The following is a 26,859-nucleotide window of genomic DNA, read 5'->3' as shown; positions in this document are numbered from 1 at the left end:
TGCCACTGATACAGAGACGTACACAGTCGATACCACTCTTCCAGTCCCAACCATCACTCTAGATGCTAATATCACGGCTGATGATGTGATCAATGCAGCTGAGTCGGGTCAAAACATTGCGATCACTGGTGTAGTGGGCGGCGAGTTCAACACAGGCGATACAGTGACAGTCACTGTCAATGGTGTCGACTCAACTGGCACTGTCGATGCAGCTGGTCACTTCTCAATCAATGTCGCGGGGTCAGACCTAGCAGCTGATACAACTGTCAGTGCCAGTGTGGCAACGACAGATGCCGCTGGTAACCCTGGTAGTGCCACTGATACAGAGACGTACACAGTCGATACCACTCTTCCAGTCCCAACCATCACTCTAGATGCTAATATCACGGCTGATGATGTGATCAATGCAGCTGAGTCGGTCAAAACATTGCGATCACTGGTGTAGTGGGCGGCGAGTTCAACACAGGCGATACAGTGACAGTCACTGTCAATGGTGTCGACTCAACTGGCACTGTCGATGCAGCTGGTCACTTCTCAATCAATGTCGCGGGGTCAGACCTAGCAGCTGATACAACTGTCAGTGCCAGTGTGGCAACGACAGATGCCGCTGGTAACCCTGGTAGTGCCACTGATACAGAGACGTACACAGTCGATACCACTCTTCCAGTCCCAACCATCACTCTAGATGCTAATATCACGGCTGATGATGTGATCAATGCAGCTGAGTCGGGTCAAAACATTGCGATCACTGGTGTAGTGGGCGGCGAGTTCAACACAGGCGATACAGTGACAGTCACTGTCAATGGTGTCGACTCAACTGGCACTGTCGATGCAGCTGGTCACTTCTCAATCAATGTCGCGGGGTCAGACCTAGCAGCTGATACAACTGTCAGTGCCAGTGTGGCAACGACAGATGCCGCTGGTAACCCTGGTAGTGCCACTGATACAGAGACGTACACAGTCGATACCACTCTTCCAGTCCCAACCATCACTCTAGATGCTAATATCACGGCTGATGATGTGATCAATGCAGCTGAGTCGGGTCAAAACATTGCGATCACTGGTGTAGTGGGCGGCGAGTTCAACACAGGCGATACAGTGACAGTCACTGTCAATGGTGTCGACTCAACTGGCACTGTCGATGCAGCTGGTCACTTCTCAATCAATGTCGCGGGGTCAGACCTAGCAGCTGATACAACTGTCAGTGCCAGTGTGGCAACGACAGATGCCGCTGGTAACCCTGGTAGTGCCACTGATACAGAGACGTACACAGTCGATACCACTCTTCCAGTCCCAACCATCACTCTAGATGCTAATATCACGGCTGATGATGTGATCAATGCAGCTGAGTCGGGTCAAAACATTGCGATCACTGGTGTAGTGGGCGGCGAGTTCAACACAGGCGATACAGTGACAGTCACTGTCAATGGTGTCGACTCAACTGGCACTGTCGATGCAGCTGGTCACTTCTCAATCAATGTCGCGGGGTCAGACCTAGCAGCTGATACAACTGTCAGTGCCAGTGTGGCAACGACAGATGCCGCTGGTAACCCTGGTAGTGCCACTGATACAGAGACGTACACAGTCGATACCACTCTTCCAGTCCCAACCATCACTCTAGATGCTAATATCACGGCTGATGATGTGATCAATGCAGCTGAGTCGGGTCAAAACATTGCGATCACTGGTGTAGTGGGCGGCGAGTTCAACACAGGCGATACAGTGACAGTCACTGTCAATGGTGTCGACTCAACTGGCACTGTCGATGCAGCTGGTCACTTCTCAATCAATGTCGCGGGGTCAGACCTAGCAGCTGATACAACTGTCAGTGCCAGTGTGGCAACGACAGATGCCGCTGGTAACCCTGGTAGTGCCACTGATACAGAGACGTACACAGTCGATACCACTCTTCCAGTCCCAACCATCACTCTAGATGCTAATATCACGGCTGATGATGTGATCAATGCAGCTGAGTCGGGTCAAAACATTGCGATCACTGGTGTAGTGGGCGGCGAGTTCAACACAGGCGATACAGTGACAGTCACTGTCAATGGTGTCGACTCAACTGGCACTGTCGATGCAGCTGGTCACTTCTCAATCAATGTCGCGGGGTCAGACCTAGCAGCTGATACAACTGTCAGTGCCAGTGTGGCAACGACAGATGCCGCTGGTAACCCTGGTAGTGCCACTGATACAGAGACGTACACAGTCGATACCACTCTTCCAGTCCCAACCATCACTCTAGATGCTAATATCACGGCTGATGATGTGATCAATGCAGCTGAGTCGGGTCAAAACATTGCGATCACTGGTGTAGTGGGCGGCGAGTTCAACACAGGCGATACAGTGACAGTCACTGTCAATGGTGTCGACTCAACTGGCACTGTCGATGCAGCTGGTCACTTCTCAATCAATGTCGCGGGGTCAGACCTAGCAGCTGATACAACTGTCAGTGCCAGTGTGGCAACGACAGATGCCGCTGGTAACCCTGGTAGTGCCACTGATACAGAGACGTACACAGTCGATACCACTCTTCCAGTCCCAACCATCACTCTAGATGCTAATATCACGGCTGATGATGTGATCAATGCAGCTGAGTCGGGTCAAAACATTGCGATCACTGGTGTAGTGGGCGGCGAGTTCAACACAGGCGATACAGTGACAGTCACTGTCAATGGTGTCGACTCAACTGGCACTGTCGATGCAGCTGGTCACTTCTCAATCAATGTCGCGGGGTCAGACCTAGCAGCTGATACAACTGTCAGTGCCAGTGTGGCAACGACAGATGCCGCTGGTAACCCTGGTAGTGCCACTGATACAGAGACGTACACAGTCGATACCACTCTTCCAGTCCCAACCATCACTCTAGATGCTAATATCACGGCTGATGATGTGATCAATGCAGCTGAGTCGGGTCAAAACATTGCGATCACTGGTGTAGTGGGCGGCGAGTTCAACACAGGCGATACAGTGACAGTCACTGTCAATGGTGTCGACTCAACTGGCACTGTCGATGCAGCTGGTCACTTCTCAATCAATGTCGCGGGGTCAGACCTAGCAGCTGATACAACTGTCAGTGCCAGTGTGGCAACGACAGATGCCGCTGGTAACCCTGGTAGTGCCACTGATACAGAGACGTACACAGTCGATACCACTCTTCCAGTCCCAACCATCACTCTAGATGCTAATATCACGGCTGATGATGTGATCAATGCAGCTGAGTCGGGTCAAAACATTGCGATCACTGGTGTAGTGGGCGGCGAGTTCAACACAGGCGATACAGTGACAGTCACTGTCAATGGTGTCGACTCAACTGGCACTGTCGATGCAGCTGGTCACTTCTCAATCAATGTCGCGGGGTCAGACCTAGCAGCTGATACAACTGTCAGTGCCAGTGTGGCAACGACAGATGCCGCTGGTAACCCTGGTAGTGCCACTGATACAGAGACGTACACAGTCGATACCACTCTTCCAGTCCCAACCATCACTCTAGATGCTAATATCACGGCTGATGATGTGATCAATGCAGCTGAGTCGGGTCAAAACATTGCGATCACTGGTGTAGTGGGCGGCGAGTTCAACACAGGCGATACAGTGACAGTCACTGTCAATGGTGTCGACTCAACTGGCACTGTCGATGCAGCTGGTCACTTCTCAATCAATGTCGCGGGGTCAGACCTAGCAGCTGATACAACTGTCAGTGCCAGTGTGGCAACGACAGATGCCGCTGGTAACCCTGGTAGTGCCACTGATACAGAGACGTACACAGTCGATACCACTCTTCCAGTCCCAACCATCACTCTAGATGCTAATATCACGGCTGATGATGTGATCAATGCAGCTGAGTCGGGTCAAAACATTGCGATCACTGGTGTAGTGGGCGGCGAGTTCAACACAGGCGATACAGTGACAGTCACTGTCAATGGTGTCGACTCAACTGGCACTGTCGATGCAGCTGGTCACTTCTCAATCAATGTCGCGGGGTCAGACCTAGCAGCTGATACAACTGTCAGTGCCAGTGTGGCAACGACAGATGCCGCTGGTAACCCTGGTAGTGCCACTGATACAGAGACGTACACAGTCGATACCACTCTTCCAGTCCCAACCATCACTCTAGATGCTAATATCACGGCTGATGATGTGATCAATGCAGCTGAGTCGGGTCAAAACATTGCGATCACTGGTGTAGTGGGCGGCGAGTTCAACACAGGCGATACAGTGACAGTCACTGTCAATGGTGTCGACTCAACTGGCACTGTCGATGCAGCTGGTCACTTCTCAATCAATGTCGCGGGGTCAGACCTAGCAGCTGATACAACTGTCAGTGCCAGTGTGGCAACGACAGATGCCGCTGGTAACCCTGGTAGTGCCACTGATACAGAGACGTACACAGTCGATACCACTCTTCCAGTCCCAACCATCACTCTAGATGCTAATATCACGGCTGATGATGTGATCAATGCAGCTGAGTCGGGTCAAAACATTGCGATCACTGGTGTAGTGGGCGGCGAGTTCAACACAGGCGATACAGTGACAGTCACTGTCAATGGTGTCGACTCAACTGGCACTGTCGATGCAGCTGGTCACTTCTCAATCAATGTCGCGGGGTCAGACCTAGCAGCTGATACAACTGTCAGTGCCAGTGTGGCAACGACAGATGCCGCTGGTAACCCTGGTAGTGCCACTGATACAGAGACGTACACAGTCGATACCACTCTTCCAGTCCCAACCATCACTCTAGATGCTAATATCACGGCTGATGATGTGATCAATGCAGCTGAGTCGGGTCAAAACATTGCGATCACTGGTGTAGTGGGCGGCGAGTTCAACACAGGCGATACAGTGACAGTCACTGTCAATGGTGTCGACTCAACTGGCACTGTCGATGCAGCTGGTCACTTCTCAATCAATGTCGCGGGGTCAGACCTAGCAGCTGATACAACTGTCAGTGCCAGTGTGGCAACGACAGATGCCGCTGGTAACCCTGGTAGTGCCACTGATACAGAGACGTACACAGTCGATACCACTCTTCCAGTCCCAACCATCACTCTAGATGCTAATATCACGGCTGATGATGTGATCAATGCAGCTGAGTCGGGTCAAAACATTGCGATCACTGGTGTAGTGGGCGGCGAGTTCAACACAGGCGATACAGTGACAGTCACTGTCAATGGTGTCGACTCAACTGGCACTGTCGATGCAGCTGGTCACTTCTCAATCAATGTCGCGGGGTCAGACCTAGCAGCTGATACAACTGTCAGTGCCAGTGTGGCAACGACAGATGCCGCTGGTAACCCTGGTAGTGCCACTGATACAGAGACGTACACAGTCGATACCACTCTTCCAGTCCCAACCATCACTCTAGATGCTAATATCACGGCTGATGATGTGATCAATGCAGCTGAGTCGGGTCAAAACATTGCGATCACTGGTGTAGTGGGCGGCGAGTTCAACACAGGCGATACAGTGACAGTCACTGTCAATGGTGTCGACTCAACTGGCACTGTCGATGCAGCTGGTCACTTCTCAATCAATGTCGCGGGGTCAGACCTAGCAGCTGATACAACTGTCAGTGCCAGTGTGGCAACGACAGATGCCGCTGGTAACCCTGGTAGTGCCACTGATACAGAGACGTACACAGTCGATACCACTCTTCCAGTAGTGACAGATCAAACATTTACTTATGTTGAGAACCAAGTAACGAATGCAATAGTAGCCACTGTAGTGGGAACAGATAATGTCGCTGTAACAGGGTACACCTTCGCTGCAACGGGTACACAACTTTCAGCAGATGGCTTCTATGCCATTAATAATACCGGTGAGATCTCAATCACAGCAGCTGGCGCGGCTTCAGGAATCAATGATTACGAAACAGCGCCAAACAGCAGTACATATGATGTCGTTGCTACTGATGCAGCAGGTAATGAGACAACCGCTGCTATTACACTCAATGAGAGTAATAGTAATGATAATGCACCGGTCGCCGTCGATGATGCCATTACAGCCACTGAAGATACATCATTTACTTCAACCATTGATTTAGATGCTAACGATACAGACTTAGACGGCGATGCGTTAACTGTTGTAGCCGGTACCTTCACAACAGCTCAAGGCGGAGAGATCGTTATTGCCACTGATGGCTCTTACACTTATACACCGGCGCTCAATTTTAGCGGTACAGATACAGTGGATTACACGGTAACTGATGGCACACTGACAGATATTGGTACATTAACGATAACAGTTACTCCGGTCGATGATGCTACCACGACAGTTTCAGATACTGGTAGCACAAACGAAGATACGACATTGACAATTACAGCTGCAAACGGTGTGTTGAGTAATGATAGTGATGTCGATACTGCACTATCGGTAGCGACCTTTACAGTGGCAGGGGATACAACAGTTTATACCGCCGGTACAGATACGGCGACAATCGCTGGTGTAGGTACATTGACAATGGGTACAGATGGCTCGTATGAGTTTATTCCAGCAGCCGACTATAGCGGTTCAGTACCTGAAGTAACGTACACCTTAAATTCAGGAAGTTCGGATACGTTGGACATCACTGTAACAGCTGTTGCAGATACACCAGTGATTACGATTGGTACTGCGATTGAAAGTACGTATGTTCCACCTGTAAGTGTGGGTCTCACCAAAGAGATATATCTAAATCAAACTTTCGGTACAGTCGACAGTAACCAATTAGAGACTATCACGGATGGCTTGACAGCTGATTCTACTGTCACAGTGACTCAGCCGTATAGCACAGGTATGGATGCTGCAGCAGCTGATGATCTTGCAACTGACAGTATAGAAGTCACTACCGGGCTGATCTACCTGGAAGCTGGAACAACGATATCTTTAGAGGGGTACTATGATGATTCGTTATATATTGAACTCGGTGGCCAGGTGTTGGTTGAGACGACAGGCGATTCCTGGGGAACGTACGATACAAGTGCTGTTGTAACTGGTGCAGCTCAAGGTAGCGGCACGATTACAACAACAGGTACATTTACTGCGACACAATCTGGATATTACACTCTGGAAACATATGTTTATAATGACAGTGGACAGGGTGACATGTCTATCAATGTCAGCGTGAACGGCGGTGCTACGGTACCATTGGATACTACGAATTTCAACATTTATTCAAGTACAGCCGATATTTCAGATTATGAAGCATTTGAGATGACCGCAGGCAGTGATGGCGGTGTGTACCCTGTCGTGACTACTATCGATATGGCACTCAATGTTGATTTGGCAGACACAGATGGTTCAGAATCCTTGACTATCGTTCTTTCTGCTTTCCCAGAAGGAACTACGTTCTCAAGAGGTGCATTGGATACCGCTAGCGGAAACTGGATCATTGCTTTAGCTGCGGGCGATAACTTAACTGATCTTCAAGCTGTTCTTCCTGAAGGCTATACCGGTGACTTTAACTACAGTGTAACTGCCACAGCCACAGAAAGCAGTAATGGCGATACGGCCAGTGCAACGGCTCATGTTGTAAACTCTACCCCTGTTGATGTGTTCATCAGTATGGATGAAGGGAATTTAGCTAATGGAACAGCTCCGGATGCAACGGCATTGGTCTCTAGCGGTATTTTAGAATCAAGTGTCGTCTCTGTTAATGGTGTCGTTGCTGATGCAGGTGGTCTGATTACCGTAACATCGGCACATGGTGAACTTGTGGTCGATACGGCAGATAACTCATATACGTATACATTGACGGGTGCAACGACTGAAGGGGTAGATGACAGCGATATCTTTGAGTACAGTGATGGTACGACAACTGGATATATAGGTGTTGCTATAGCTGACGATGCTCCTGTGACATCTGATGCCACTAATGAGATCGTCCTTCCATCAGTCGATACCAATATCCAGCTGATTCTTGATTTTTCAGGTTCAATGGCCTTTGCTATTGATGACGGAAATGGCGGAACGACAACGGCATTGGCCATTATGCAAACAGCAGTTACTGACATGCTAAACAAGTATGCGAACCTTGGAGATGTAAAAGTCAGTATAGTGACCTTCTCGGACAGTGCAACGACTTATCAGAGCAACGGTGAAGTATGGATGACGGTTGCTGAAGCTACTGCCTACGTCAACGGTTTGACAGATGCTGATATGGGTGGTGGTACATATTATGACACTGCCTTGACCCAAACCATGAGTACTTATGATACGGCAGGAAAAATAGTCGACGGACAAAATGTTACCTATTTCTTAACAGATGGCGCTCCTACATGGGGGCATGAAATTGGAACAGCAGAGGAGTCTATCTGGACGACTTTCTTGGATCTAAATGATGTGAACGCCTTTGTTTATGGAATGGGAACAGGTGCTTCGCAGGCCAATATTGATCCAATAGCATACGACGGCGTTACACCTGTTGATACAGACGGGGTCGTTGTGGCAAATGCAAATGACCTTCCACCTGTGTTACGTGATTCGGTCATTGATGCTTCGAGCGGTGGAATCGTTTCAGGCGGTGGCATTGGAACGAATGTCGGTTTTGGTGCCGACGGCGGTTATATTGAGTCCATTACAATAGATGGAAGTACGTATACTTACGACAGTGTTGCCAACACTATATCAGTTACAGGTGTTGATAACAGTACCTATGACAGTGTTACATACGAATTGACTATTGAAACTGCTTTGAACGGAAAATTTGTCATCAATGTCGATACGGGTGACTACACGTATACGGCATCAGGCGAACAGACGGTCAGAGAGACTGAAAGTATTGAATACAGTGTCATCGATGCCGACGGTGACACCAGCAGTTCGACATTGACCATCGGTATTAACCCTCCGGGAGGAATGCCATACATCTTAGAAACAGATACAACTGTGGTTGAAAACACGACCCAAGTCATCGGTACTGCTAAAGATGTCGACGGTACGATCGACAGCTCAACCTTGACAGCAACACACGGTACCGTTATACTCGAAACAAACGGCGATATTATCTATACGCCGGACAGCGGCTATCTGGGCAGTGATACGATCAGCGTATCGGTTACGGATAATGATGGCAATACCACAACTAAAGATATCGCTGTCTCAGTTCTTACGATTGCTGATAATGCTTTGACGATGAGTATCGATAATGGAACAGTTCTTACGGATACGGTTATTTATCAGGACACAACTGACTATGCATACAGTAATAATGGCGATACGCATACTTATAGCTCTTTTGGGGCAGATGGAAAAACAGTAACAATTGAAATTGATAATTATAGAGATAACAGAGATGAAGGTAGAATCATTTTTAGACAGGGGACGACAGTTGTCTATACAATAGAACTAGATGCTGCCACTACTGGTGGAAATAATCAACAACATTCATTTACTGTTGATCCCGGTGTTGCATTTGACAGTGTTGAAATTATTTCTGACGCAGATAGAAGTTTTGACATTTTAGATTTTAAAGTAAATGCAGATCTCTATAAATACGACTTGGCTTTAAATGCAGAGTTGCTGGGCAACAGCGGAACACTGTCAGATGTCACGCTTACAAATATTCCAACAGGTGTGACACTTCAAGACAGTAACGGAATCGAAATCGTGCAGAATGGCGATGGAAGCTATTCTGCGACACTTGATGAAAACGGTGCGGCCGTTGTTTCGATAACCTCTACGGATATGTTGACTACGGCAGAGAAAGATGCGATAACATCTTCGGTTACATCGACAGACAGTCTTGGGAATGAAGTCACTACAACGATAGGTGGTTCATTAGACGATAGCGTAGTATACGGTACAGGCGATATTGTAGATGGCGGTCTGGGCAGTGACACCATCACCATTGAAGCCGATATAAATCTCGACTTCTCCGATGCCAATATAGCCAATCATTTGTCAAATATTGAGCAGATCGATCTAACCAGTGGTGATCATGCGATTGTGAACCTGTCACTCGATGATATCTTGACCATGACAGACAGTAACAATACGTTGACTATTACCGGCGATGCTTCTGACAGTGTCGCAGCAGTAGATAAGAGTGGATGGACGCAAGATGCAATTAATGTTGGGAATGAAGATAACGGCGACGGTACAGCGACGTACGTCTACTCAAATGACACAACATCAGACAGTATCACCTTGACTATTGACGATAATGTGAACAATACTGCTCTTTAAGAGTTTCTCTTAGAGGCTCTTTTGAGCCTCTTCTCTCTCTTATATAGCAATGAGAACAGAAGAGACACTCTACTATAATCACCGTACATTTAAGAAACAGGAAAATGAATTGAAAATACGCGTTTACTACGAAGATACCGATCTCGGCGGGGTGGTTTACCACTCTAACTATCTGAACTTCTGCGAGAGGGCGCGCAGCGAGCTCTTTTTTTCCAAGGGGCTTTCGCCGGTCCTGGAGGAGGGGCACTTTGTCGCGAAGTCGCTGGAGGCCGACTATGTCAAGCCGGCGCTTTTTGCCGATCTCCTGGAGGTGAAGACGGAGCTGCTCTCGCTGAAGTATGCTTCGTTCACGCTGCAGCAGACGATCTATCGCGGTCAAGAGAAGCTTTTTGTTATGAAAATCAAGCTGGCTTATCTGACCCATGACGGTCAGGTGGGGCGCTTCAGTGACGAGACGCGCGGGATGTTGAGTACGCTTCTTTCGTAGGAACCTGCCGCCATCAGCGTTACTCTAAGGCAGGACCCCTTCTTCAACGACTTTAAAGCGGGAGCCGGAAGGTTTGACGATAGAGACCGGGTAGATGATCTGGTTGTTTACCATCGGAAGCTGGAAGGTGCGTTCTTCACCGGTAAGCTCATGGAAAAAATAGTCGGCGCCCACAGCAGAGGCATAGTTGATCCAGTCATAGGCGATATCATTGCTCAGCAGCGAATTGGTCTCGACAAGGAGGTCGCTGTTGCTGCTGATGGAGTTTGCAATGTAAAGTTTTTCGCGGTCCTCTTCCTGGGTCATGGTGAGCATCAGCGGGTCATAATTGGTCTGAGTCGAGAGGATATTGGCTGCATTGACTTGATAGAATGAAAGTTGCGAGACGATCATGGTGCTTTTAATGACCGGCGTGTTAAGAAAAAATGTTCCCGACTGGATCTCCTCGTTCTTTTCGAGAAGGTGTTTAAGATTGGTCGTCTCCCTGTCAATAGCATAGGCGATGACCTTTTCATTTCCAGCGCCCAGATAACTCTCTTGTGTCTCTTTTAGCAGCTGTTCGCCTCTGGGCGATTTGTCATACATGATGACAAGCGGTGAATCGGCGAAGGGGATAAGTCTTTCGATCTGTGCTTTGTGGTCAATGGCCCCGAAATAGATGTTCTGAGCAGTGGTGGTAAGATCATTTTTGTTGATGGTCGGGAAAAAGATATTGAGTTCACCTTCACTTTGTGTGATGACCCGTGCACCTTTTTGCGTCAAAGGCGCAATGACATAACGGAACCCTTCTGCTCTGATCGCACTTAGAACGCGTTCTATCTCTTCGGGGCTTTCATCATCGATCTGAAAGTTTTTAAGCGCAAAGGGGCATTCTTTCGCCAGAAAATAGGCAAAGACTGCATTTGAAGTAGTATGGGCATAGCGGCCGATCTGCTTGTAGGGCAGGATCATGGCGATCTTTATCTCTTTATCGGTCAGCTCGGGCAAGATGGCATGGGGCCTTGGCGCACAACTGCTGATGAACAAGGCAACTGAAAGAATTAGGAAGAGGTGGAGTCGTTTCATTAACAGAGACCTTGGTTTATATCGGCGTACTTTTTTAGTCGAAAGGAACTAAAAAAAACAGATGTGCAGCAACTATATAGTATAAAATTTTAGAAAAAACAGTGACATTGTAACATAAGGCGAATAATGTCAAGGGGAATCTGTATAGGTAGAGAGATCTCGTCAAAGGTATCGCACAGTTTAGAAGAGGGCGTTTTTTCGTGTCTCAGAGCTGCTTTTTACCCCGGAAAAGAGGCAGGTGAAAGCTTTTCTAAGGGCTCTTCAGCAGTAGCATTGCTGTCTAGCTGCGGCAGTTCCCCTTTTTCTACGACCTCAAAACGTGCGCCGGAAGGTTTAACGATCGAGACCGGGTAGATGACCTGGTTGTTGATCATCGGGAGCGGGTAGGTACGCTCTGCATTGGTGATTCTGTGGTAGAAGTAGTCTGCACCGATAGTGGAGGCGTAGTTGATCCAGTCATAGGCGATATCATTGCTCAGCAGCGAATTGGTCTCAACGAGGGTGTTGTTATTGACGCTGATAGAGTTGGCGATATAGAAATTGTTACGATCTTTTGTCTGGGTCATAGAGAGGATCAGCGGGTCATAGCTTATCTGCGTCGAGAGGACATTGGTCGCATTCGTATCATAGAGTGAGAGCTGGGAGAGGATCATCGTACTTTTGATGACCGGCGTATTAAGAAAAAAGCTGCCGAACTGGATCTTTTTGTTATTTTCAAAATGGTACTGCAGGTTGCTGGTTTTTCTGTCGATGCCATAGGCGATGACCTGCTTCTTTGTCGGCTCCAGTTCCGGGTCGTAAGGGAGATCCACTGTTAGTGAGGCTTCGCGGCGTGTTGTCGGCTGGAAAGGTTCGTCACTTCCAAGATAGCTCTCTTTTGTCATCTGCAACAGTTTTTTGCCTTTAGGCGATTTGTCGTACATGATGACCAGAGGGGAGCTGGCGCGGGGTGTCAGTCTGTCTATCTGTGTCTGGTAATCGATCGCACCGAAAGAGATGTTTTCTGCCGAGGTGTTGAGATCGTTCTTGTTGATGGTCGGGAAAAAGACCTTGAGCTCCTCTTCATTTTCTACGATGAACCGCGCCCCTTCCGGCGTCAGCGGTGCGATGACATAATGAAAATTTTCATCTCTGATCTCGTTTAAGACACGTGCCATTTCGTCTGGACCCTCATCATTGATCTGAAAGTTTTTGAGCACAAAGGGGTGGTTGCGTGTCAAGAGGTAGGCAAAGACGGCATTGGATGTCGAGTAGGCATAGCGGCCTATCAGTTTATAGGGAAGGATCATGGCGATCTTGAGCTCTCTGTCGACCATGTAGGAAGAGCCGATGTTAAAGAGACCGACGTAGACCATCCGTGCGTCATCCAGTGCTTCATTGTCCAGTTTGTCATGGGCAATTGCCAGAAAGGTAAAGATCTGGCCATCGTCGAGATAGGCCTGCAGACAATCATCATCACAATCCTCATCATAGTCGATAAGCTGAATATAGGTCGTCGGAAGCGGGATCGTCGAGACCTGAATGCCCCCGGCAGTGAGGAAAAAGGGAATAAGAAGCAATAAGAAATGTTTTATCATAGACAACTCTTTATGGTTTTAAGATCATTGAGTGTTTCACTTTTGAGTGAAGGGTTTCGCAATAAAAATTGCGGATGGAAGATAGGTACGATGGTGTAGTCGCCAAAGTTTATCTGATGCCCGCGGACCTGCTCAAAAGGGGTGTCGTCGCCGCTTAGTAGACGATAGGCATCCGGACCGAGTGTCATAACGACCTTGGGCCTGACGGCCTCCAGCTGTTTATAGAGGTAGGGCTTACAGCTCGTAAATTCGGATGAAGAAGGGGTGTTGGTGCCCAGCGGTTTGCACTTGACGGCATGGGTGATGTAAACATCTTCTATCTTCAATCCAAGGACGTTCTCTATCATCTTGACAAGCGATTCGCCGGAACGGCCGACATAGTGACTGTTGGAGGCATCTTCATTAACGGAGACATAGGCGTCGACAATCATCAGCTCGGCATTGGGATTACCCTGACCGCTCATGCTCTGCCTGCGCGATTTGCTCAGGTCGCAGAGATGGCATTCGCTGATCACAGCATGCAGCTGGGCCAGGTCGTCGGGCAGCTGCTGCGAAGCTGTCGCCCTGTTTGTCACAAAAGGGTCGCTATAGGTAAATCCGACTGCTTTTAACCGGTAGAGGTTCTGAAGCATGACAAGGTTTTGATAGGATTTCAGCATAGCTCCTTATTATGGGCACCTCTAAAAACCCTAGTTAGCTTCAGCAACACAGAGAAATTCATAATCAAGGCGGTACTTTGACAGCCTAGCCATAGCTAAGGTGAGAAGTACCAACGAAGAGTATGTGTTTCTCTGTGCTGCCCGCAGGGAGGGAAAAAGAGGAGCAATCTTGCACAAAATTTTCTATCGCCGTAGCTTCGGCTATGACTCAAGAAAAGTTTTGCACAATCTCACCCCTCTTTTTCCCTCTGAGGCAGACTAGGGCTTTTAGAGGTGCCCATATGTTTTGGTAAGTGTAATTAATGATGTGTTAATTTCTGATAAATCTGCGTGAAAGTGGTCGCATATGAGGCGGGTATATTGAGATTGCCGAACGATTGAAAAGGTTTTGAAAATGCTAAAATGAAAGAAGGGGCAGAAGCCCCTTGATTATAGAAGGTGTTGAATTACTCAGCAACTTCTACGACAACAGGAGTTGATTCCCAGATGCCGTGTTTTGTACAGTAACCATGCGCTACAAGGTTGAGTTTTTTACCCATTGGGCGGATGTTAAACGTTACTTCAGCGTGTGATTTTTCATTCCCAAGTGTACCGGGTACGAATGATGCTGATGCAAGCTTAGTCTCACCGTTGAAAAGAGTGATGCTTTCGATATAGTGGTCGAAATCATCCGGGTGTGTATACTCTTGACCCATTTTAACGTTTACAGCAAGCATCTCGCCTTTTTTAGCTTCACCTTCGACAGTGATAAATGGAGAGTGACGATCGATAAGATCTTTCTTTGCTTCGCGTTCTACTGTGTCGATATCAACGTATTTGTTAATCTTAGGCATGGTATTCCTTTTGTTTTTTTGATTTATATCGGGCATTCTACACCGAATATGTTTTAATGAAACATAATTGAGAGTAATAGTGTCTTAATTAAAATTTTTCTCAGTTACAAGTGAGAATGATTCTTAAATAAGAGCTGTTTTGCAAGAGCGAGAGAAGATCACCACCCGGTACCCGGCCGTTGCCGATGGCCGGAACTCTCCTGTGATAAGTAAAAACCGTCAGAAAACTATTGTATAATCCTACACATTAATATCCGGAGTTTGCGCCCATGACGAAACGCGTCCCATTCGCCAACCAGACAGCCGGCAAAAAAGAGGCTGTTTTTCTTGCCATCTATGTCGAAGCGATCTCACCGTGGAAATATTTCAAAGACGAAATTCTGAAGATCCAGTGTCCTGCGGTGATCATGATCGACCGTTGGGACGGGCGCATGGGGTTTCCGGGCGGAACACGCAATGAAGGCGAGTCCATTATGGAGACGCTGGTGCGCGAGATCAAAGAAGAGATCGGCATCACCGTCAAACCCGACAAAGTCCATCCCATCGCTTCGCACGAAGCGAAGATCGTTACCCATCTATACGGTCTCAAGGTCATGGAAATCGAGTTCCTGCATATTTACTACCACATTCTCAACAACTTCTCCCGCTCGATCCTGCTGCATGCCTATGAAGAAGGAGATGAATCGCACTTTATGTCGGAGATCACGGGTATCAAGATCGTTCCGCTTGTGGAACATGCGGGCAAGGGGATCAATCACTTTATCGGCAACCATTTTGCCGGTTCGTCAAGAGAAGAGCTGCTGATCCTGATGGACGAGTTCCTCAACATGGATATCTCGCCCTACTGCTGACGCCAACTACCCGGCTACGTTTTAACATGTCAAGGTGATGGTTACGCTTTTACAAAAGCGGCATTTAACCCGCAAAGCGCTAAAATCGCGTACTATAATTTATCAAATCAGGTGTTACGTATGATCCAACCTCTTTTAATTGAAATCGGTGTCGAAGAGCTTCCGGCTGTTCCGCTTTTAAACGAACTGAAAAATATCGAGACAAAATGGGCGGCTGTTCTGGAAGAGAACGCACTTTTGGCCGAGTTCGAGTTCTACTATACGCCGCGCCGTCTGGTGTTGTGGCATCCGGAGTTCAAGATGCGCCAGGACGACAGCGAAGAGGAGTTCTTCGGTGCACCGATCGCTATCGCCTATAAAGACGGTGAACCGACGAAGGCGGCAGAAGGATTTGCCCGTAAGTGCGGCGTAAGCGTCGATGCGATCTCAAAAGCGGAGAAGGGCGGCAAAGATGTCCTCTACTTCAAAAAGAGTGTTGAAGGTCAAGAGAGTGCCGAACTGCTTCCGGCGATGATCGAGAAGTGGATCAAGTCGCTCAGTTTCGGCAAGTCGATGCGATGGGGCTCCAACACGGAGAGCTTTATCCGTCCGATCCGCTGGGTAAATGTGCTGCTGGCCGAGAAAGAGGTCGAGATGAGCCTCTTCGGCGTTGCGTCTGCGAAGAAGACCTATGTGCACCGCATGGAGAGTTTTGAACCTCAGGATTTCGCGGGCACAAAAGACTATTTCGACAAGCTCAAAGCGGGTGCGGTGACACTGTTTCAAGATGAGCGCCGCGAGGCTATTCTGGCGGCATTTCAGAACATTGAAAAAGAGCACGGCGTCTTTGTACAGCTGGATGATGAACTGCTCGAGGAGGTCGTGGCGATCACGGAACACCCGACACCGCTTCTCGGCAGCTTCGACGAGGCTTTCCTGCGTCTTCCTCCGGAAGTGATTGTCACCTCGATGAAAGAGCATCAGCGTTATTTCCCTGTCTTTAAAGAGGGGAGACTGATCAACAAGTTTGTTGTTGTCAGCAATGCCCTGACGGACGACTTTTCAAAAGTGATCGAAGGTAATGAACGCGTGCTCCGTCCACGACTTGCCGACGGACTGTTCTTTTACGACAACGACCTTCGTAACGGCCTGAGTACTGACGGCCTGGAAAAAGTCGTCTTTATGAACGGACTCGGCAGTCTGCGCGACAAGATCGACCGCGAACACGACATCGCCGATTACCTTTATGAGCTTTACGGCGACGCCGTCTGCGAAGAGAACGGCAAGCACTACGAGATGAACCAGGAGCTTCTGCAGCGTGCTGTCGAACTGGCAAAAGCGGATTTAAGCAGCGAGATGGTCTACGAGTTTACCGAACTCCAGGGTTTGATGGGGTACTACTACGCCGAAGCCCTCGGAGAAGAGCCTGAAGTCGCCATCGCGATCAGGGAGCAGTACCTTCCGGATGGTGAAGACTCTGCGGTGCCGTCGACGAAGATGAGTGCCATTGTCGCGATGGCGATCAAGCTTGACACCCTGCTTGGACTCTTCAGCATCAACCAGATCCCGACCGGTTCGCGCGACCCTTTTGCGCTTCGCCGTGCGGTCGTCGGGCTGATCCGTATTACGAAAGAGCATGACCTGGCCTTTGATATCAATGCGGTGCTTCAAAGCCTTGGTCAAAAATATAAAGCGATCGATTTTGAGAAACTTGAGGCCTTCTTTTTGGAACGTCTCAACCAGTACTATAAAGTCAACCCATCCATCGTCAAAGCGGTCCTCTCAACGGGCGAACGCGAACTGCGTGCCATCGATAAAAAGATCGAAGCCGTTACGACGATCGCAGAGAGTGATGACTTTCCGACGATTTTCTCAACCTTTAAGCGTGTCGCCAACATCACTAAAGATGTCGATCTTGATGCTCTTGCCGATGTTGATACGTCACTGTTCGAAGAAGAGGCTGAAACAGCACTTTTTGCTGCCTATAACGAGGTCAGTGTCAAAGCCTTTGAAAACCTGACCGAACGTCTTGACCAGCTTTTCAGTCTGAAACCGCAGCTCGACACCTTCTTTGACAAGGTGATGGTCAACGCGGAGGACGAAGCCGTCAGAAACAACCGTAAAGCGCTTGTCGGTACAATCTACAAAGCGATCTTTGATATTGCGGACATTAAAGAGATCACCCTTTAAGGCCCGGTTGTAAGGCCATGCAGATCTACGACACAGCGGTCATCGGCGCCGGTATCAACGGCTGCAGCTGCGCCTACTTTCTCAAAGAAGCCGGACAAAAGGTTGTTTTGATCGACCGCGAAGGGATCGCTTCAGGCGGTTCCGGAGCAGCCGGTGCCTTCATCTCCCCCAAGTTCACCAAGGGCGGACCCCTTAAAGAGCTCCTCGAAGAGGCGTATCGTTTCTCTCTGGACTTTTATACGCAGAATTTTCCCGGACAGATCCAACGGGCAAGGCTTTTACAGATCGCCAACTCAGACGAAAACGCCCTCCGCCTCAATGCTTTCAAAGAGACAACGACCCTCCCGTTTTCCGAAGATATTTCCGACGTCGAACCGTTGCTGACACCCTACGCCAAAGCCTGCGCTTCGATCGTGTTGGAAGAGGGGGGCGTCGTCGATGCGCAGGCAATGTGCAAAGCGCTGGCAGCGGGGATAGACCTTAAAAACGAGCAGGTTGGAACCCTCGCTTACAGCGACGGCATCTGGCAGGCGGGCTCCGTCAAAGCGAAACGGGTTATCCTGGCGACAGGCTCTTACGACTTTGTCGTCGAGATGCCCTACCTGAAACTGCGCCGGGTCTGGGGACACCGGATCGATGTGAAGACAAGCACGAAGGTGCCGTTCAGCATCCATCACCATCTTTCCGTCTCGCCTTCGTCCGACGACGGGACGGTCGCCATCGGTGCAACGCACGACCTCCGTTTCGACCCTTTCGGCGACGAATCGTATGATTATGAAGCGGGGCGAGAAGAGCTGCTGCAGAAGGCGCTCAAAAGCGTGAGGCTGGAAGATGTCGAGGTGCTCAGAGACTACACCGGACTGCGTTCAGGCAGCAACGACTACCTCCCCATCGCGGGCAGGGTGGTGGACGCCTCCGGCAGCCTCGCACGGGGCCTTGACCTTATTAACATCAAGAAGATAGGTGACGAGCAGTTCGTCTACTATCCGGAGCTCTACATGATCAACGGCTCCGGCGGTTACGGCTTTGTCTTCGCTCCTTATCTGGCCAAGCAGCTCAGCGACCATATCTGCAAAGGCCAAGCCCTGGATCCCGAACTCTCCCCGAGCCGTTTTTTCAAGCGCTGGGCGAAGAAGAGGGCGCAGGCGTGATAACCGAACTGGTTGTGCTGGGACTCCTTCTTCTCTTTGTGATACCCTCCGTGCTTGTCTACCGGCTGCAGCACAAGATCATCTTTGCACCCCAATACTATAACAGACGCCGTCTTTTTGCCGAGTTCCCCGACCTTTACCGCCCGCTTGAACTGCAGGTTGAAAAGGGTATTGTTCTTGAAGGCGTCGTCTATGAGCCCGAAGAGAGATCAGCGACGACGATGCTCTATTTCGGCGGACGGGAGCAGGACAGCGTGACGCTGATCGGCAAGCTGTCGCTGCATTATCCCAGCGTTCGGATTATCGCCTTTAACTACCGCGCCTACGGTAAGAGCGGCGGAGAGCCGAGCGAAGCCGCTTATCACGGGGATGCGCTGAAGATCTACGACTATGTTGCCGGGCATTACGGAGACCCCGTACTTCTGGGATACAGCCTGGGATCCAATATCGCCGTCCACACTGCGGCACGACGTTTCCCGAAAGAGCTGATTCTGGTAGCGGTATTCGAGTCGGTGAAGGCACTCTCCTGGGCGAGATTCAAACCGGTGCCCCGTATGTTTATCAAACACCGTTTTGAGACGATTAGCGAGATCCCCGGGGTGAAGGTGCCTTTCTATATGTATGTGACAAGGGATGACGGCTTTGTCCCTATCGCCCAGCCGCGTAAGCTTAAGGCGAGGGCGAAAGAGGGAATGGTGGTTGACTATAAAGAGTATCAAGGTTATAATCACGCCCAATTACTCTTCAGCGAAGAGGTGACAAAAGAGATAGAAAAGGTATTGGCGAAGTGAAAGAAGCGATTATCCTACTGAACATGGGCGGGCCGAATAACCTCCATGAGGTCGAGATGTTTTTGAAGAACATGTTTAACGACCCCAACATTCTGACGATGAAAAGCAGCCTGCTTCGCAAGTTCATCGGCGGTATGATCACGCTGACGAGAACAGAGTCTTCGCAGGAGATCTACCGCCAGCTTGGCGGCAAGTCACCGATCGTCGGGCATACTAAAAACCTTGTCGCATCCCTGCAGGAGAAGCTCGCCGACGAGAACGTGACCGTCGATTTTGTGATGCGCTATACGCCGCCGTTCGCACCCGAGGTCATAGAACGTCTCAAGGAGCAGCAGGTCGAAAAGATCTATCTGATCCCCCTCTATCCGCAATACTCGACAACGACGACAAAGTCTTCACTGGAGGATTTTGAAGAGGCGTTCCATAACAGCGGGATGGATGCTGTTCTGGTCGAAGTCAAACACTATTATGAGAACGACCTCTATAACGAAGCGGTGATCGAACGGATCAAAGAGAAGATGGGTGACGGGGTCTATACCGATTTTGATATTATCTTCTCCGCCCACGGTCTGCCGCAGAAGATCGTCGATGCCGGAGACCCGTACCAGCGTCATGTCGAACGTCATGTCGAACTGCTCAAGAAAAAACTTCAGGAGCACAAGATGGACTTTCACCAGGTCCATCTGGCCTACCAGTCCAAAGTCGGGCCGATGAAGTGGCTTGAACCCTCGCTCGAAGACGCTCTGCAGCGTGTGCGAAACCGCGGGGTCATCATCTATCCTATCGCCTTTACGATCGACAACTCGGAGACGGATTTTGAACTTGAGATCGAGTACAGAGAGATCGCCGAAGAGATGGGTTTCAAGGCGTACCGCGTCTGCCGCTGCGTCAATGACAGCCCGAAGTTTGTCGAAGCCCTGATCGAGATCTATTCGAAGATGAAAAGTTAATTCCTCTCTCCGCTGTTGCAGCGGAAAACAGGCTATTAAGCCGCACTGCACAAGACAAAGACCTTCTATTTATTAGACTATTTGATATCAAAATTTTGATGTCACTGCTGCTGCTTTTTACTTTTTCTGTTTTCGGTGTAAACCGTTTTATCGGCGCTTCGACCTATGTTCCGTACTTCTCCGGCATTCTTTTCGGACTGGATCCAAAGAAATACACTTATCTGCAGGAGATCAATAACGCCGGTGCCTGGGAAGGGGTGATGCTTCTGGGTGCGCTGATGGGCGGTTTTTTCACGTCGGTCTTTATCACGAAAAGCTTCCGTCTGAGCGTGCTGCCGACCGCCTGGAAAAAGTTAAAAACAACTCGGTGAAATCGCGTCTGATCTGGAGCTTCGTCTCCGGTTTTTTCATGATCATCGGTGCCCGTCTTGCCGACGGTTGTTATCACCGGACGTCTCTTCTACCGCCGTGGGGAGATAAAATGATCGATCGTTTTGCAGGGATGTTCGAGACCGTTGCCAATCTCGGGCAGGGCTCGGTGTTGATGGTCTTCATCATCGGGATCTTCTTCGGCGGTATCATCCAGTACACCCGTGTGGACAAGTTTGAGAAGATCGCCGGTTTTGCGATGCTCAAAGACACCATTGATGCTCGACGGGCTTGTCGTGGGCGGGCTTCTCTTCGGTGTGGCCATGGCGATCATGGGAAAATGCCCGGGTACCGGTCCGATCTCTATCGCGGAAGGGCGTATCGACGTGTTTGTGGGCGCGATCGGCGGACTGGTCTTCACCCTCTATTACGAGCAGTTCACAGTCGTTATGGGCGAGAGCCTTGGCAAGATGAACCTTGCCAGCCTGGTGGAAGGCGACGCGACCGTCGCCGTGCTCATCTTCGGGATTGCCCTGGTGATTGTCAGTATCCTTATTCCGAAACTGGAACTGTTGGATGACGCCGACCTGAAGCAGCTGGAGAAGTAGCCCCCTTTGATGGGCTCTCTGATGCCGAAACGATGCCGTTTCCTTTCGCTTTCGGTCAACACACCGCTTCCCCTCTTTTTTTTCTTTTCTGTCTCTTAAAAACATCGCCGACATGCGAATGTGTATCCGTTCTGTTGCTTTAGTTGGTTAGAATACGCTCTATCTTACATCATGAAGCAAAGTGACACTATGACCGTAGTAATTTTTGATATGGACGGCACCCTCATCGACTCCCAGTACGACATCACTGTCTCAATCAACCATGTCCGCGAGACAAACCATGGACTGGCACCCTTGACCTGCGACTTTGTCGTTGAGGCGATCAACCGCGATAAGCGTAACCTGGCCCAGCTCTTCTACGGGACCGAACTCTACGAAGACCGCGACCGCATCTTGTTCGAGGCCCACTACCACAAGCAGTGTACGGAGTCCGCACGCCTCTATGACGGGGTTCATGAGCTGATCGTCGAGCTGAACGAACGCGGTGTGAAGATGGGTGTTGCGACCAATGCGCCCAGCCGCTTCGCCAACCGTATGCTGGAGCATGTCGGCGTGGCGGGTTATTTTGAACGTATCGTCGGGGCCGACATGGTGGCGCTGCCGAAGCCTGATCCGGAGATGCTGCATATCACCCTGGAACACTGTCAATATAAGAGCAGTGCGGACAGGGCCTTTATGGTCGGGGACAACTCCAAAGACATGGAAGCGGCTTTCCGTGCGGGGGTGACCTCTGTCTTCGCGACCTGGGGTTTCAGCCCGCAGGGCCACGGCGACCATATTCTCAGCACGCCCCAAGAGCTGCTCGACATCATCGTATGAGACACGCGCCTCTTTTCCTCTCCCTTATCTTTGTATTGTTACTGAACGCTTCCGAGCTGCTCGAGCGCACGCAGGTGATGATGGGCACCTTCGCGACAATATCGTTGCCGCAAGAGAAGACAAAAGAGCTGCAAAAAAGTTTTGAGATCTTGCGCGCTGTTGAAGCGTCGCTTTCGAGTTACGATGCCAACGCCGACATTTACAAGCTCAACCATGACCGTGTCGCCACTCTCTCCTCTTACAGTTATGAAGCGCTTCTTTTCTCGCAACGGTACTATGAAAAAAGCAACGGCTATTTCGACATTACGGTCGGCTCCGTCACCAAGGGGCTCTACCGTTTCGGGGAGGATGAACGCCTTGCCGATAGCGGTGCATTGAAAAATGCCAGGATCGGTTTTCAGGGGCTGCATTTCGATACCGAGCAGGCGCGGCTCGACGAAGGCACGGTCATCGACCTCGGCGGTATGGGGAAGGGTTTTGGGGTTGATAAGGCGGCGGCCTATCTGAGAGAGCAGAACGTTACCCGCGGTACGATCGCATTGAGCGGCGATATTCGCTGTCTGGACATCTGCAAAATGGGCATCCAAGACCCTTTCGGCGAGGGGACGCTTGCCGAATTCACGACGAAACATCCCGGCACGGCTGTCTCCACCAGCGGCAACTACCGTCGGTATGTGGAAAGCAGAGCGCACAACCATCTGATCGATCCCAAAAAGAAGCGGTCACAGCAGGAATTTGCCTCGATCACCTTGATCTCTCTGGGCAAGAACAGCGACATTGACGCCTATGCGACAGCCGCCTCGGTGATGCCTGTCGAAGAGGCCATCCGGTTTTTAAAGACGCTTGATGTCGCCTATCTCCTCGTCACCGCCAGCGGCGAACGGCACAGAAGCGATAACCTCGAACGGTATGTCAGTCACTTCACCTATTTGAAACAGCAGTAAATCGAACATAAAGTACCCTTAAGTATCAATATTGCCTGCGATGGCAAAGAGCGTCTCCAACTGTATTGGTATAAGATTTTCATATGACCGGTAACAGGAGGTGTACGATGAACAAGTATATAATTCATCGGGATATTCCGGGTGTCGGGTCGTTCAGTCCCGACGAGTATCGTGCGGCAGCGCAAAAATCCAACGAGGTGATAGCGGCGATGCAGGCAGAGCATAAAGCGATTCAGTGGGTCCATTCGTATGCTACGGCAGACGTCATGTTCTGTATCTATATCGTTGATGATGAGGCACTGATCTATGAACACAGCGAACGCAGCGGGTTCCCGGCAAACATTGTGCGCAAGGTCACGCATGTCGTCGATCCGGTAACAGCCGAAGGGGAATGAATTGCAGTGGTTAAACAAAAAAGCCTTTGATGCCGAGAAATACAGGGAAATGGTCCGTTCCCACCAGGAGAGCAATGATCCGACCGGGTGGTTTGACCACATCTACCGCAGTGCAGAAGGCGACCACAGTGCCGTCTTCTGGGCGGATCTTGCTCCAAACCCGTGCTTGGTCGAGTGGCTGAAAGTCAACCCAGACATTGGTCTGGGTAAAAAGGCGATCGCTGTCGGCTGCGGCGTCGGTGATGATGCGGAGATCATGACGAAGTACGGCTATAAAGTGACCGCTTTTGATATTGCGCCGAGCGCGATCGAACTGTGCAAAAACCGTTATCCGGAGAGTAAAGTCGATTACCTTGTCGCTGATCTTTTTGATTACCCGTCTGCGTGGTCTGAAGCCTTTGACCTTGTCTACGAGTGCAACACCATACAGGTTCTTCCGGGAAAATACCGAATACAGGCGCGCGACGCGATGATTAGTCTGTTGGCAAAGCAGGGCGACCTGCTCGTCTCCTGCCGTTCACGTCTGGCGGGGGAGCAGGAGAACGACATCCCGCTGCCGCTGGACCGCTACGAGATCGACGGCTTTGTCCGCAGCGGCCTGAGCGAGAAGAACTTCCTTGCCTACGACGATGACCAGGAGCCGCCGGTGCCGCACTTTTGGGCCTGGTACCGAAAAGCGTAGCGGGGCGGACAAGGCGCCGGCCGATGCCCGCACTCTACTTCATTCATGTGTCGGCAAACAGTCGGACAGCGGGTAAACTGCTACAATAGTAACAGCATAGTTTGAGAGGCGGCAGATGGTATCATCGACAGAGTTGAAAAAGGCGCTGATCCAGCAGCAGAACGAGATCAATGACCACGCGCTTTACCTGGCGCTTGCGCAGCGGGAAAAAGAGCCGCAGAACCGTGAAGTGTTTGTTAAGATCGCCGAAGAGGAACTTGAACATTACCGTTTCTGGGAGAAGATCACGGGTCAGAAACGCAAAGCGTCACCGCTTCTGATACGCTTTTATCTGCTGCTGGTGACGATCTTCGGCACGTCGTTCGCACTCAAGTGGGTGGAGCGGCGCGAAAAATGGGCGGAGGCGTTTTACTGTTCGCTCTTCGACGCGTATCCCGAGGCACGTAAGATCTACACGCAGGAGCAGCTGCACGAGCAGAAACTCGTCGGCATGCTGCAGGACAAAAAGTTGCTCTATGCCGGGGCGATCGTACTGGGGATGAATGACGCGCTTGTCGAACTGACCGGGACGCTCAGCGGGATCGCACTGGCGTTCGAGCATACGCAGACCGTCGGGATCACGGGCGCGATCATGGGGGTCGCCGCTTCGCTCTCCATGGCGGGCTCCTCCTATCTGGAAGCGCGGGAGAATCCCGACAAGACCATCCGTGCAACGGTCTACGCGGCCTATACAGGCATCTCTTACATCCTGACGACGGCGGTGCTGGTCCTGCCTTTTTTCCTCTTCTCCCGCATTGCGACGGCGCTGGCCGTGATGTTCGCCGGTGCCGTTGTTGCCATCATGGCCTATAACTTTTATATTGCGGTGGCCAAAGGGCAGTCGTTTGCACGGCGTACATCACAGATGCTGCTGATCACGCTGGGGGTGGCGCTCATCTCGTTTGCCATCGGGTACGGCGTGCACCGTTATTTCGGTATTGAGATCTAAAACGGCAAAAGGGGTCGGCATGGCGAAAAAGATCGGTTTTATCGAAGCGTTCAGCATCGGGGTCGGCGGCATGGTCGGCGGCGGCATCTTTGCGGTGCTGGGGCTGACGATCGTACTCGCAAAAGGCGCCGCACCCCTCGCTTTCGTTCTGGCCGGGCTTATCGCCCTGGTCACGGTCTACTCGTACGTCAAACTCTCTTTGCGCTACCCCAGCGAGGGCGGGACCATCGAGTTTATCGTACAAGCCTTCGGCAACGGGCTCTTCTCTTCGATGGTCAACACCCTGATGCTGATGAGTTATGTCGTTATGCTGGCGCTTTACGCTTACGCTTTCGGCAGCTACGGTTCGGCGCTGATACTGGGCAAAGACGTTGCCTGGCTTCACGATGCGCTTGCCGCCGGGGTGATCGTTCTCTTTACGGTGATCAACCTGCTCGGCGCCGTGATGACGGGCAAGACGGAAGACCTGATGGTCTTCGTCAAACTGGCAATCCTGCTTCTCTTCGCTGCGGCGGGCTATCTGAGCATAGACTGGGGGCATATGGCGCCGGTAGACTGGATGCCGCTCCCCTCTGTTGCGGCCGGCGGGCTGATCATCTTTCTCGCCTATGAGGGGTTTGAGCTGATCGCCAATACGGCACAGGATATCGAAGAGCGGGAGAAGAACCTGCCGCGTGCCTACTATGCCGCCGTGCTCTTTGTGATCGTCTTGTATGTCCTGATTGCCGCAGTTGCCGTTGGCAACCTTGGGTTTGAAGAGGCCAAAAATGCCAAGGATTACGCGCTGGCCGAAGCGGCTAGACCGTTCTTCGGCCAGGCCGGGTTCGTGCTGATCGGCGTCGCCGCGCTGCTTTCGACAGCATCGGCGATCAATGCGACCCTCTACGGCGGCGGCCGTACCGGCTACCTGATCGCCAAACTGGGGGAATTGCCGGAAGCCTTCGAGATGAAGGTCCGCCACGGGTACGAGGGGATGATCTTCCTCGGACTCTTCGGCATACTTTTTACCGTTGTGTTCGACCTGGACAACATCTCGGTAGCCGGAAGCCTAGGCTTCCTGATCGTTTTCATGCTGGTCAACCTGGCCAACTTCCTGCTCCATAAAGAGACGGGTGGCAACCGATTGATCTCGGGCTCGGGGACCCTGTTGTGCCTCGGTGCGGCAGTCGTTCTCATCGGCTACAACGTCCTGCACGATCCGACAGCATTGATCAGCAGCTTCATCCTCATATTGGCGACGGCGCTCTTTACCTTTGTCTATGTCCGCTTCAACAAAAAACTGTCGCTCTTTATGGACAAACGTCTTGAGCGCGATGAGGGTAAAGGCCGTACCAGACAATAGCCCCGCCGCATAGGG

The 26,859-nt window shown here is 50.6% G+C and carries 19 protein-coding genes and 1 pseudogene; 16 read left to right on the top strand and 4 right to left on the bottom strand.

Translation table 11 applies throughout. The features are described 5' to 3' along the window. Positions 1-10: 10 nt before the first annotated feature. From WCY20_RS08235 to WCY20_RS08225, 3 genes and pseudogenes are all read left to right on the top strand, one after another. Positions 11-445 (top strand): annotated as a pseudogene (locus tag WCY20_RS08235) (Ig-like domain-containing protein); the annotation flags it as partial. Then, positions 445-10,164: an Ig-like domain-containing protein gene (locus WCY20_RS08230; protein WP_345974244.1), complete on the top strand. Its 9,720-nt coding sequence runs from the start codon at positions 445-447 to the stop codon at positions 10,162-10,164. The pseudogene WCY20_RS08235 and the gene WCY20_RS08230, both read left to right, overlap by 1 nt. A 109-nt stretch (positions 10,165-10,273) precedes the next feature. Then, positions 10,274-10,651: a YbgC/FadM family acyl-CoA thioesterase gene (locus WCY20_RS08225; protein WP_345974242.1), complete on the top strand. Its 378-nt coding sequence runs from the start codon at positions 10,274-10,276 to the stop codon at positions 10,649-10,651. Positions 10,652-10,675: 24 nt separating this feature from the next. Here the strand turns inward: WCY20_RS08225 and WCY20_RS08220 are convergent, their stop codons facing one another. The 4 genes from WCY20_RS08220 to WCY20_RS08205 all read right to left on the bottom strand — a co-directional run bounded on the left by WCY20_RS08220 (position 10,676) and on the right by WCY20_RS08205 (position 14,785). Then, positions 10,676-11,716, bottom strand: coding sequence for a hypothetical protein (locus tag WCY20_RS08220; protein ID WP_345974241.1), 1,041 nt, complete (start codon positions 11,714-11,716; stop codon positions 10,676-10,678). Positions 11,717-11,934: 218 nt separating this feature from the next. Next, positions 11,935-13,293 (bottom strand): hypothetical protein, encoded by a 1,359-nt coding sequence (locus WCY20_RS08215; RefSeq protein ID WP_345974239.1) that lies wholly within the window; start codon positions 13,291-13,293, stop codon positions 11,935-11,937. Next, positions 13,290-13,952, bottom strand: a complete 663-nt coding sequence (locus tag WCY20_RS08210; protein ID WP_345974238.1) for a uracil-DNA glycosylase — start codon at positions 13,950-13,952, stop codon at positions 13,290-13,292. The genes WCY20_RS08215 and WCY20_RS08210 overlap by 4 nt, the downstream gene beginning before the upstream one ends. Positions 13,953-14,398: 446 nt before the next feature. Continuing rightward, on the bottom strand, positions 14,399-14,785 hold the full coding sequence (locus WCY20_RS08205; RefSeq protein ID WP_345974237.1) for a class II SORL domain-containing protein: 387 nt from the start codon (positions 14,783-14,785) through the stop codon (positions 14,399-14,401). Positions 14,786-15,054: 269 nt separating this feature from the next. Between WCY20_RS08205 and WCY20_RS08200 the strand changes: the two genes are divergently transcribed. The 13 genes from WCY20_RS08200 to WCY20_RS08140 all read left to right on the top strand — a co-directional run bounded on the left by WCY20_RS08200 (position 15,055) and on the right by WCY20_RS08140 (position 26,844). Next, the gene (locus tag WCY20_RS08200; protein WP_345974236.1) at positions 15,055-15,636 is read left to right on the top strand and encodes an NUDIX hydrolase; all 582 of its coding nucleotides are present in this window, start codon (positions 15,055-15,057) and stop codon (positions 15,634-15,636) included. 120 nt (positions 15,637-15,756) lie between these two features. Then, complete coding sequence (glyS, locus tag WCY20_RS08195) at positions 15,757-17,805, top strand: glycine--tRNA ligase subunit beta (RefSeq protein WP_345974235.1); 2,049 nt, start codon at positions 15,757-15,759, stop codon at positions 17,803-17,805. A 17-nt stretch (positions 17,806-17,822) separates the two neighbouring features. Continuing rightward, positions 17,823-18,956, top strand: a complete 1,134-nt coding sequence (locus WCY20_RS08190; RefSeq protein WP_345974233.1) for an FAD-dependent oxidoreductase — start codon at positions 17,823-17,825, stop codon at positions 18,954-18,956. Next, a complete protein-coding gene (locus WCY20_RS08185; RefSeq protein WP_345974231.1) occupies positions 18,953-19,747 on the top strand; it encodes a hypothetical protein in 795 nt (264 codons plus the stop codon). The genes WCY20_RS08190 and WCY20_RS08185 overlap by 4 nt, the downstream gene beginning before the upstream one ends. Next, positions 19,735-20,697 carry a ferrochelatase gene (gene hemH / locus WCY20_RS08180; protein WP_345978238.1) on the top strand — a complete coding sequence of 321 codons (963 nt, stop codon included), beginning with the start codon at positions 19,735-19,737 and terminating at the stop codon, positions 20,695-20,697. The genes WCY20_RS08185 and hemH overlap by 13 nt, the downstream gene beginning before the upstream one ends. A 98-nt stretch (positions 20,698-20,795) precedes the next feature. Continuing rightward, on the top strand, positions 20,796-21,068 hold the full coding sequence (locus WCY20_RS08175) for a hypothetical protein (protein ID WP_345974229.1): 273 nt from the start codon (positions 20,796-20,798) through the stop codon (positions 21,066-21,068). Between the two features lie 234 nt (positions 21,069-21,302). Continuing rightward, on the top strand, positions 21,303-21,674 hold the full coding sequence (locus WCY20_RS08170) for a YeeE/YedE thiosulfate transporter family protein (RefSeq protein ID WP_345974227.1): 372 nt from the start codon (positions 21,303-21,305) through the stop codon (positions 21,672-21,674). Positions 21,675-21,863: 189 nt separating this feature from the next. Continuing rightward, complete coding sequence (locus WCY20_RS08165; RefSeq protein WP_345974225.1) at positions 21,864-22,493, top strand: HAD family hydrolase; 630 nt, start codon at positions 21,864-21,866, stop codon at positions 22,491-22,493. Continuing rightward, positions 22,490-23,437: an FAD:protein FMN transferase gene (locus tag WCY20_RS08160; RefSeq protein ID WP_345974223.1), complete on the top strand. Its 948-nt coding sequence runs from the start codon at positions 22,490-22,492 to the stop codon at positions 23,435-23,437. Before WCY20_RS08165 ends, WCY20_RS08160 begins: the two co-directional genes overlap by 4 nt. Before the next feature lie 107 nt (positions 23,438-23,544). After that, entirely contained in the window at positions 23,545-23,832 is a 288-nt protein-coding gene (locus tag WCY20_RS08155; RefSeq protein ID WP_345974221.1) for a DUF4242 domain-containing protein, read from the top strand. A 1-nt stretch (position 23,833) separates the two neighbouring features. Continuing rightward, the gene (locus WCY20_RS08150; RefSeq protein WP_345974219.1) at positions 23,834-24,514 is read left to right on the top strand and encodes a class I SAM-dependent methyltransferase; all 681 of its coding nucleotides are present in this window, start codon (positions 23,834-23,836) and stop codon (positions 24,512-24,514) included. 115 nt (positions 24,515-24,629) lie between these two features. After that, entirely contained in the window at positions 24,630-25,502 is an 873-nt protein-coding gene (locus WCY20_RS08145) for a VIT1/CCC1 family protein (protein ID WP_345974217.1), read from the top strand. Between the two features lie 19 nt (positions 25,503-25,521). Next, entirely contained in the window at positions 25,522-26,844 is a 1,323-nt protein-coding gene (locus tag WCY20_RS08140; protein WP_345974216.1) for an APC family permease, read from the top strand. Positions 26,845-26,859: the final 15 nt, after the last annotated feature.

Source organism: Sulfurimonas sp. HSL3-7 (genome assembly GCF_039645985.1).
GTDB classification, from domain to species: domain Bacteria; phylum Campylobacterota; class Campylobacteria; order Campylobacterales; family Sulfurimonadaceae; genus Sulfonitrofixus; species Sulfonitrofixus jiaomeiensis.
This window is presented reverse-complemented; position numbering and strand designations above follow the sequence as displayed.

Coding starts and splice junctions, on each gene's coding strand:
- WCY20_RS08165 (WP_345974225.1), top strand. CDS start 21,864: ATGACCGTAGTAATTTTTGATATGGACGGCACCCTCATCGACTCCCAG.
- WCY20_RS08175 (WP_345974229.1), top strand. CDS start 20,796: ATGTCACTGCTGCTGCTTTTTACTTTTTCTGTTTTCGGTGTAAACCGT.
- WCY20_RS08215 (WP_345974239.1), bottom strand. CDS start 13,293: ATGATAAAACATTTCTTATTGCTTCTTATTCCCTTTTTCCTCACTGCC.
- WCY20_RS08210 (WP_345974238.1), bottom strand. CDS start 13,952: ATGCTGAAATCCTATCAAAACCTTGTCATGCTTCAGAACCTCTACCGG.
- glyS (WP_345974235.1), top strand. CDS start 15,757: ATGATCCAACCTCTTTTAATTGAAATCGGTGTCGAAGAGCTTCCGGCT.
- WCY20_RS08220 (WP_345974241.1), bottom strand. CDS start 11,716: ATGAAACGACTCCACCTCTTCCTAATTCTTTCAGTTGCCTTGTTCATC.
- WCY20_RS08160 (WP_345974223.1), top strand. CDS start 22,490: ATGAGACACGCGCCTCTTTTCCTCTCCCTTATCTTTGTATTGTTACTG.
- WCY20_RS08140 (WP_345974216.1), top strand. CDS start 25,522: ATGGCGAAAAAGATCGGTTTTATCGAAGCGTTCAGCATCGGGGTCGGC.
- WCY20_RS08155 (WP_345974221.1), top strand. CDS start 23,545: ATGAACAAGTATATAATTCATCGGGATATTCCGGGTGTCGGGTCGTTC.
- WCY20_RS08205 (WP_345974237.1), bottom strand. CDS start 14,785: ATGCCTAAGATTAACAAATACGTTGATATCGACACAGTAGAACGCGAA.
- WCY20_RS08200 (WP_345974236.1), top strand. CDS start 15,055: ATGACGAAACGCGTCCCATTCGCCAACCAGACAGCCGGCAAAAAAGAG.
- WCY20_RS08190 (WP_345974233.1), top strand. CDS start 17,823: ATGCAGATCTACGACACAGCGGTCATCGGCGCCGGTATCAACGGCTGC.
- WCY20_RS08145 (WP_345974217.1), top strand. CDS start 24,630: ATGGTATCATCGACAGAGTTGAAAAAGGCGCTGATCCAGCAGCAGAAC.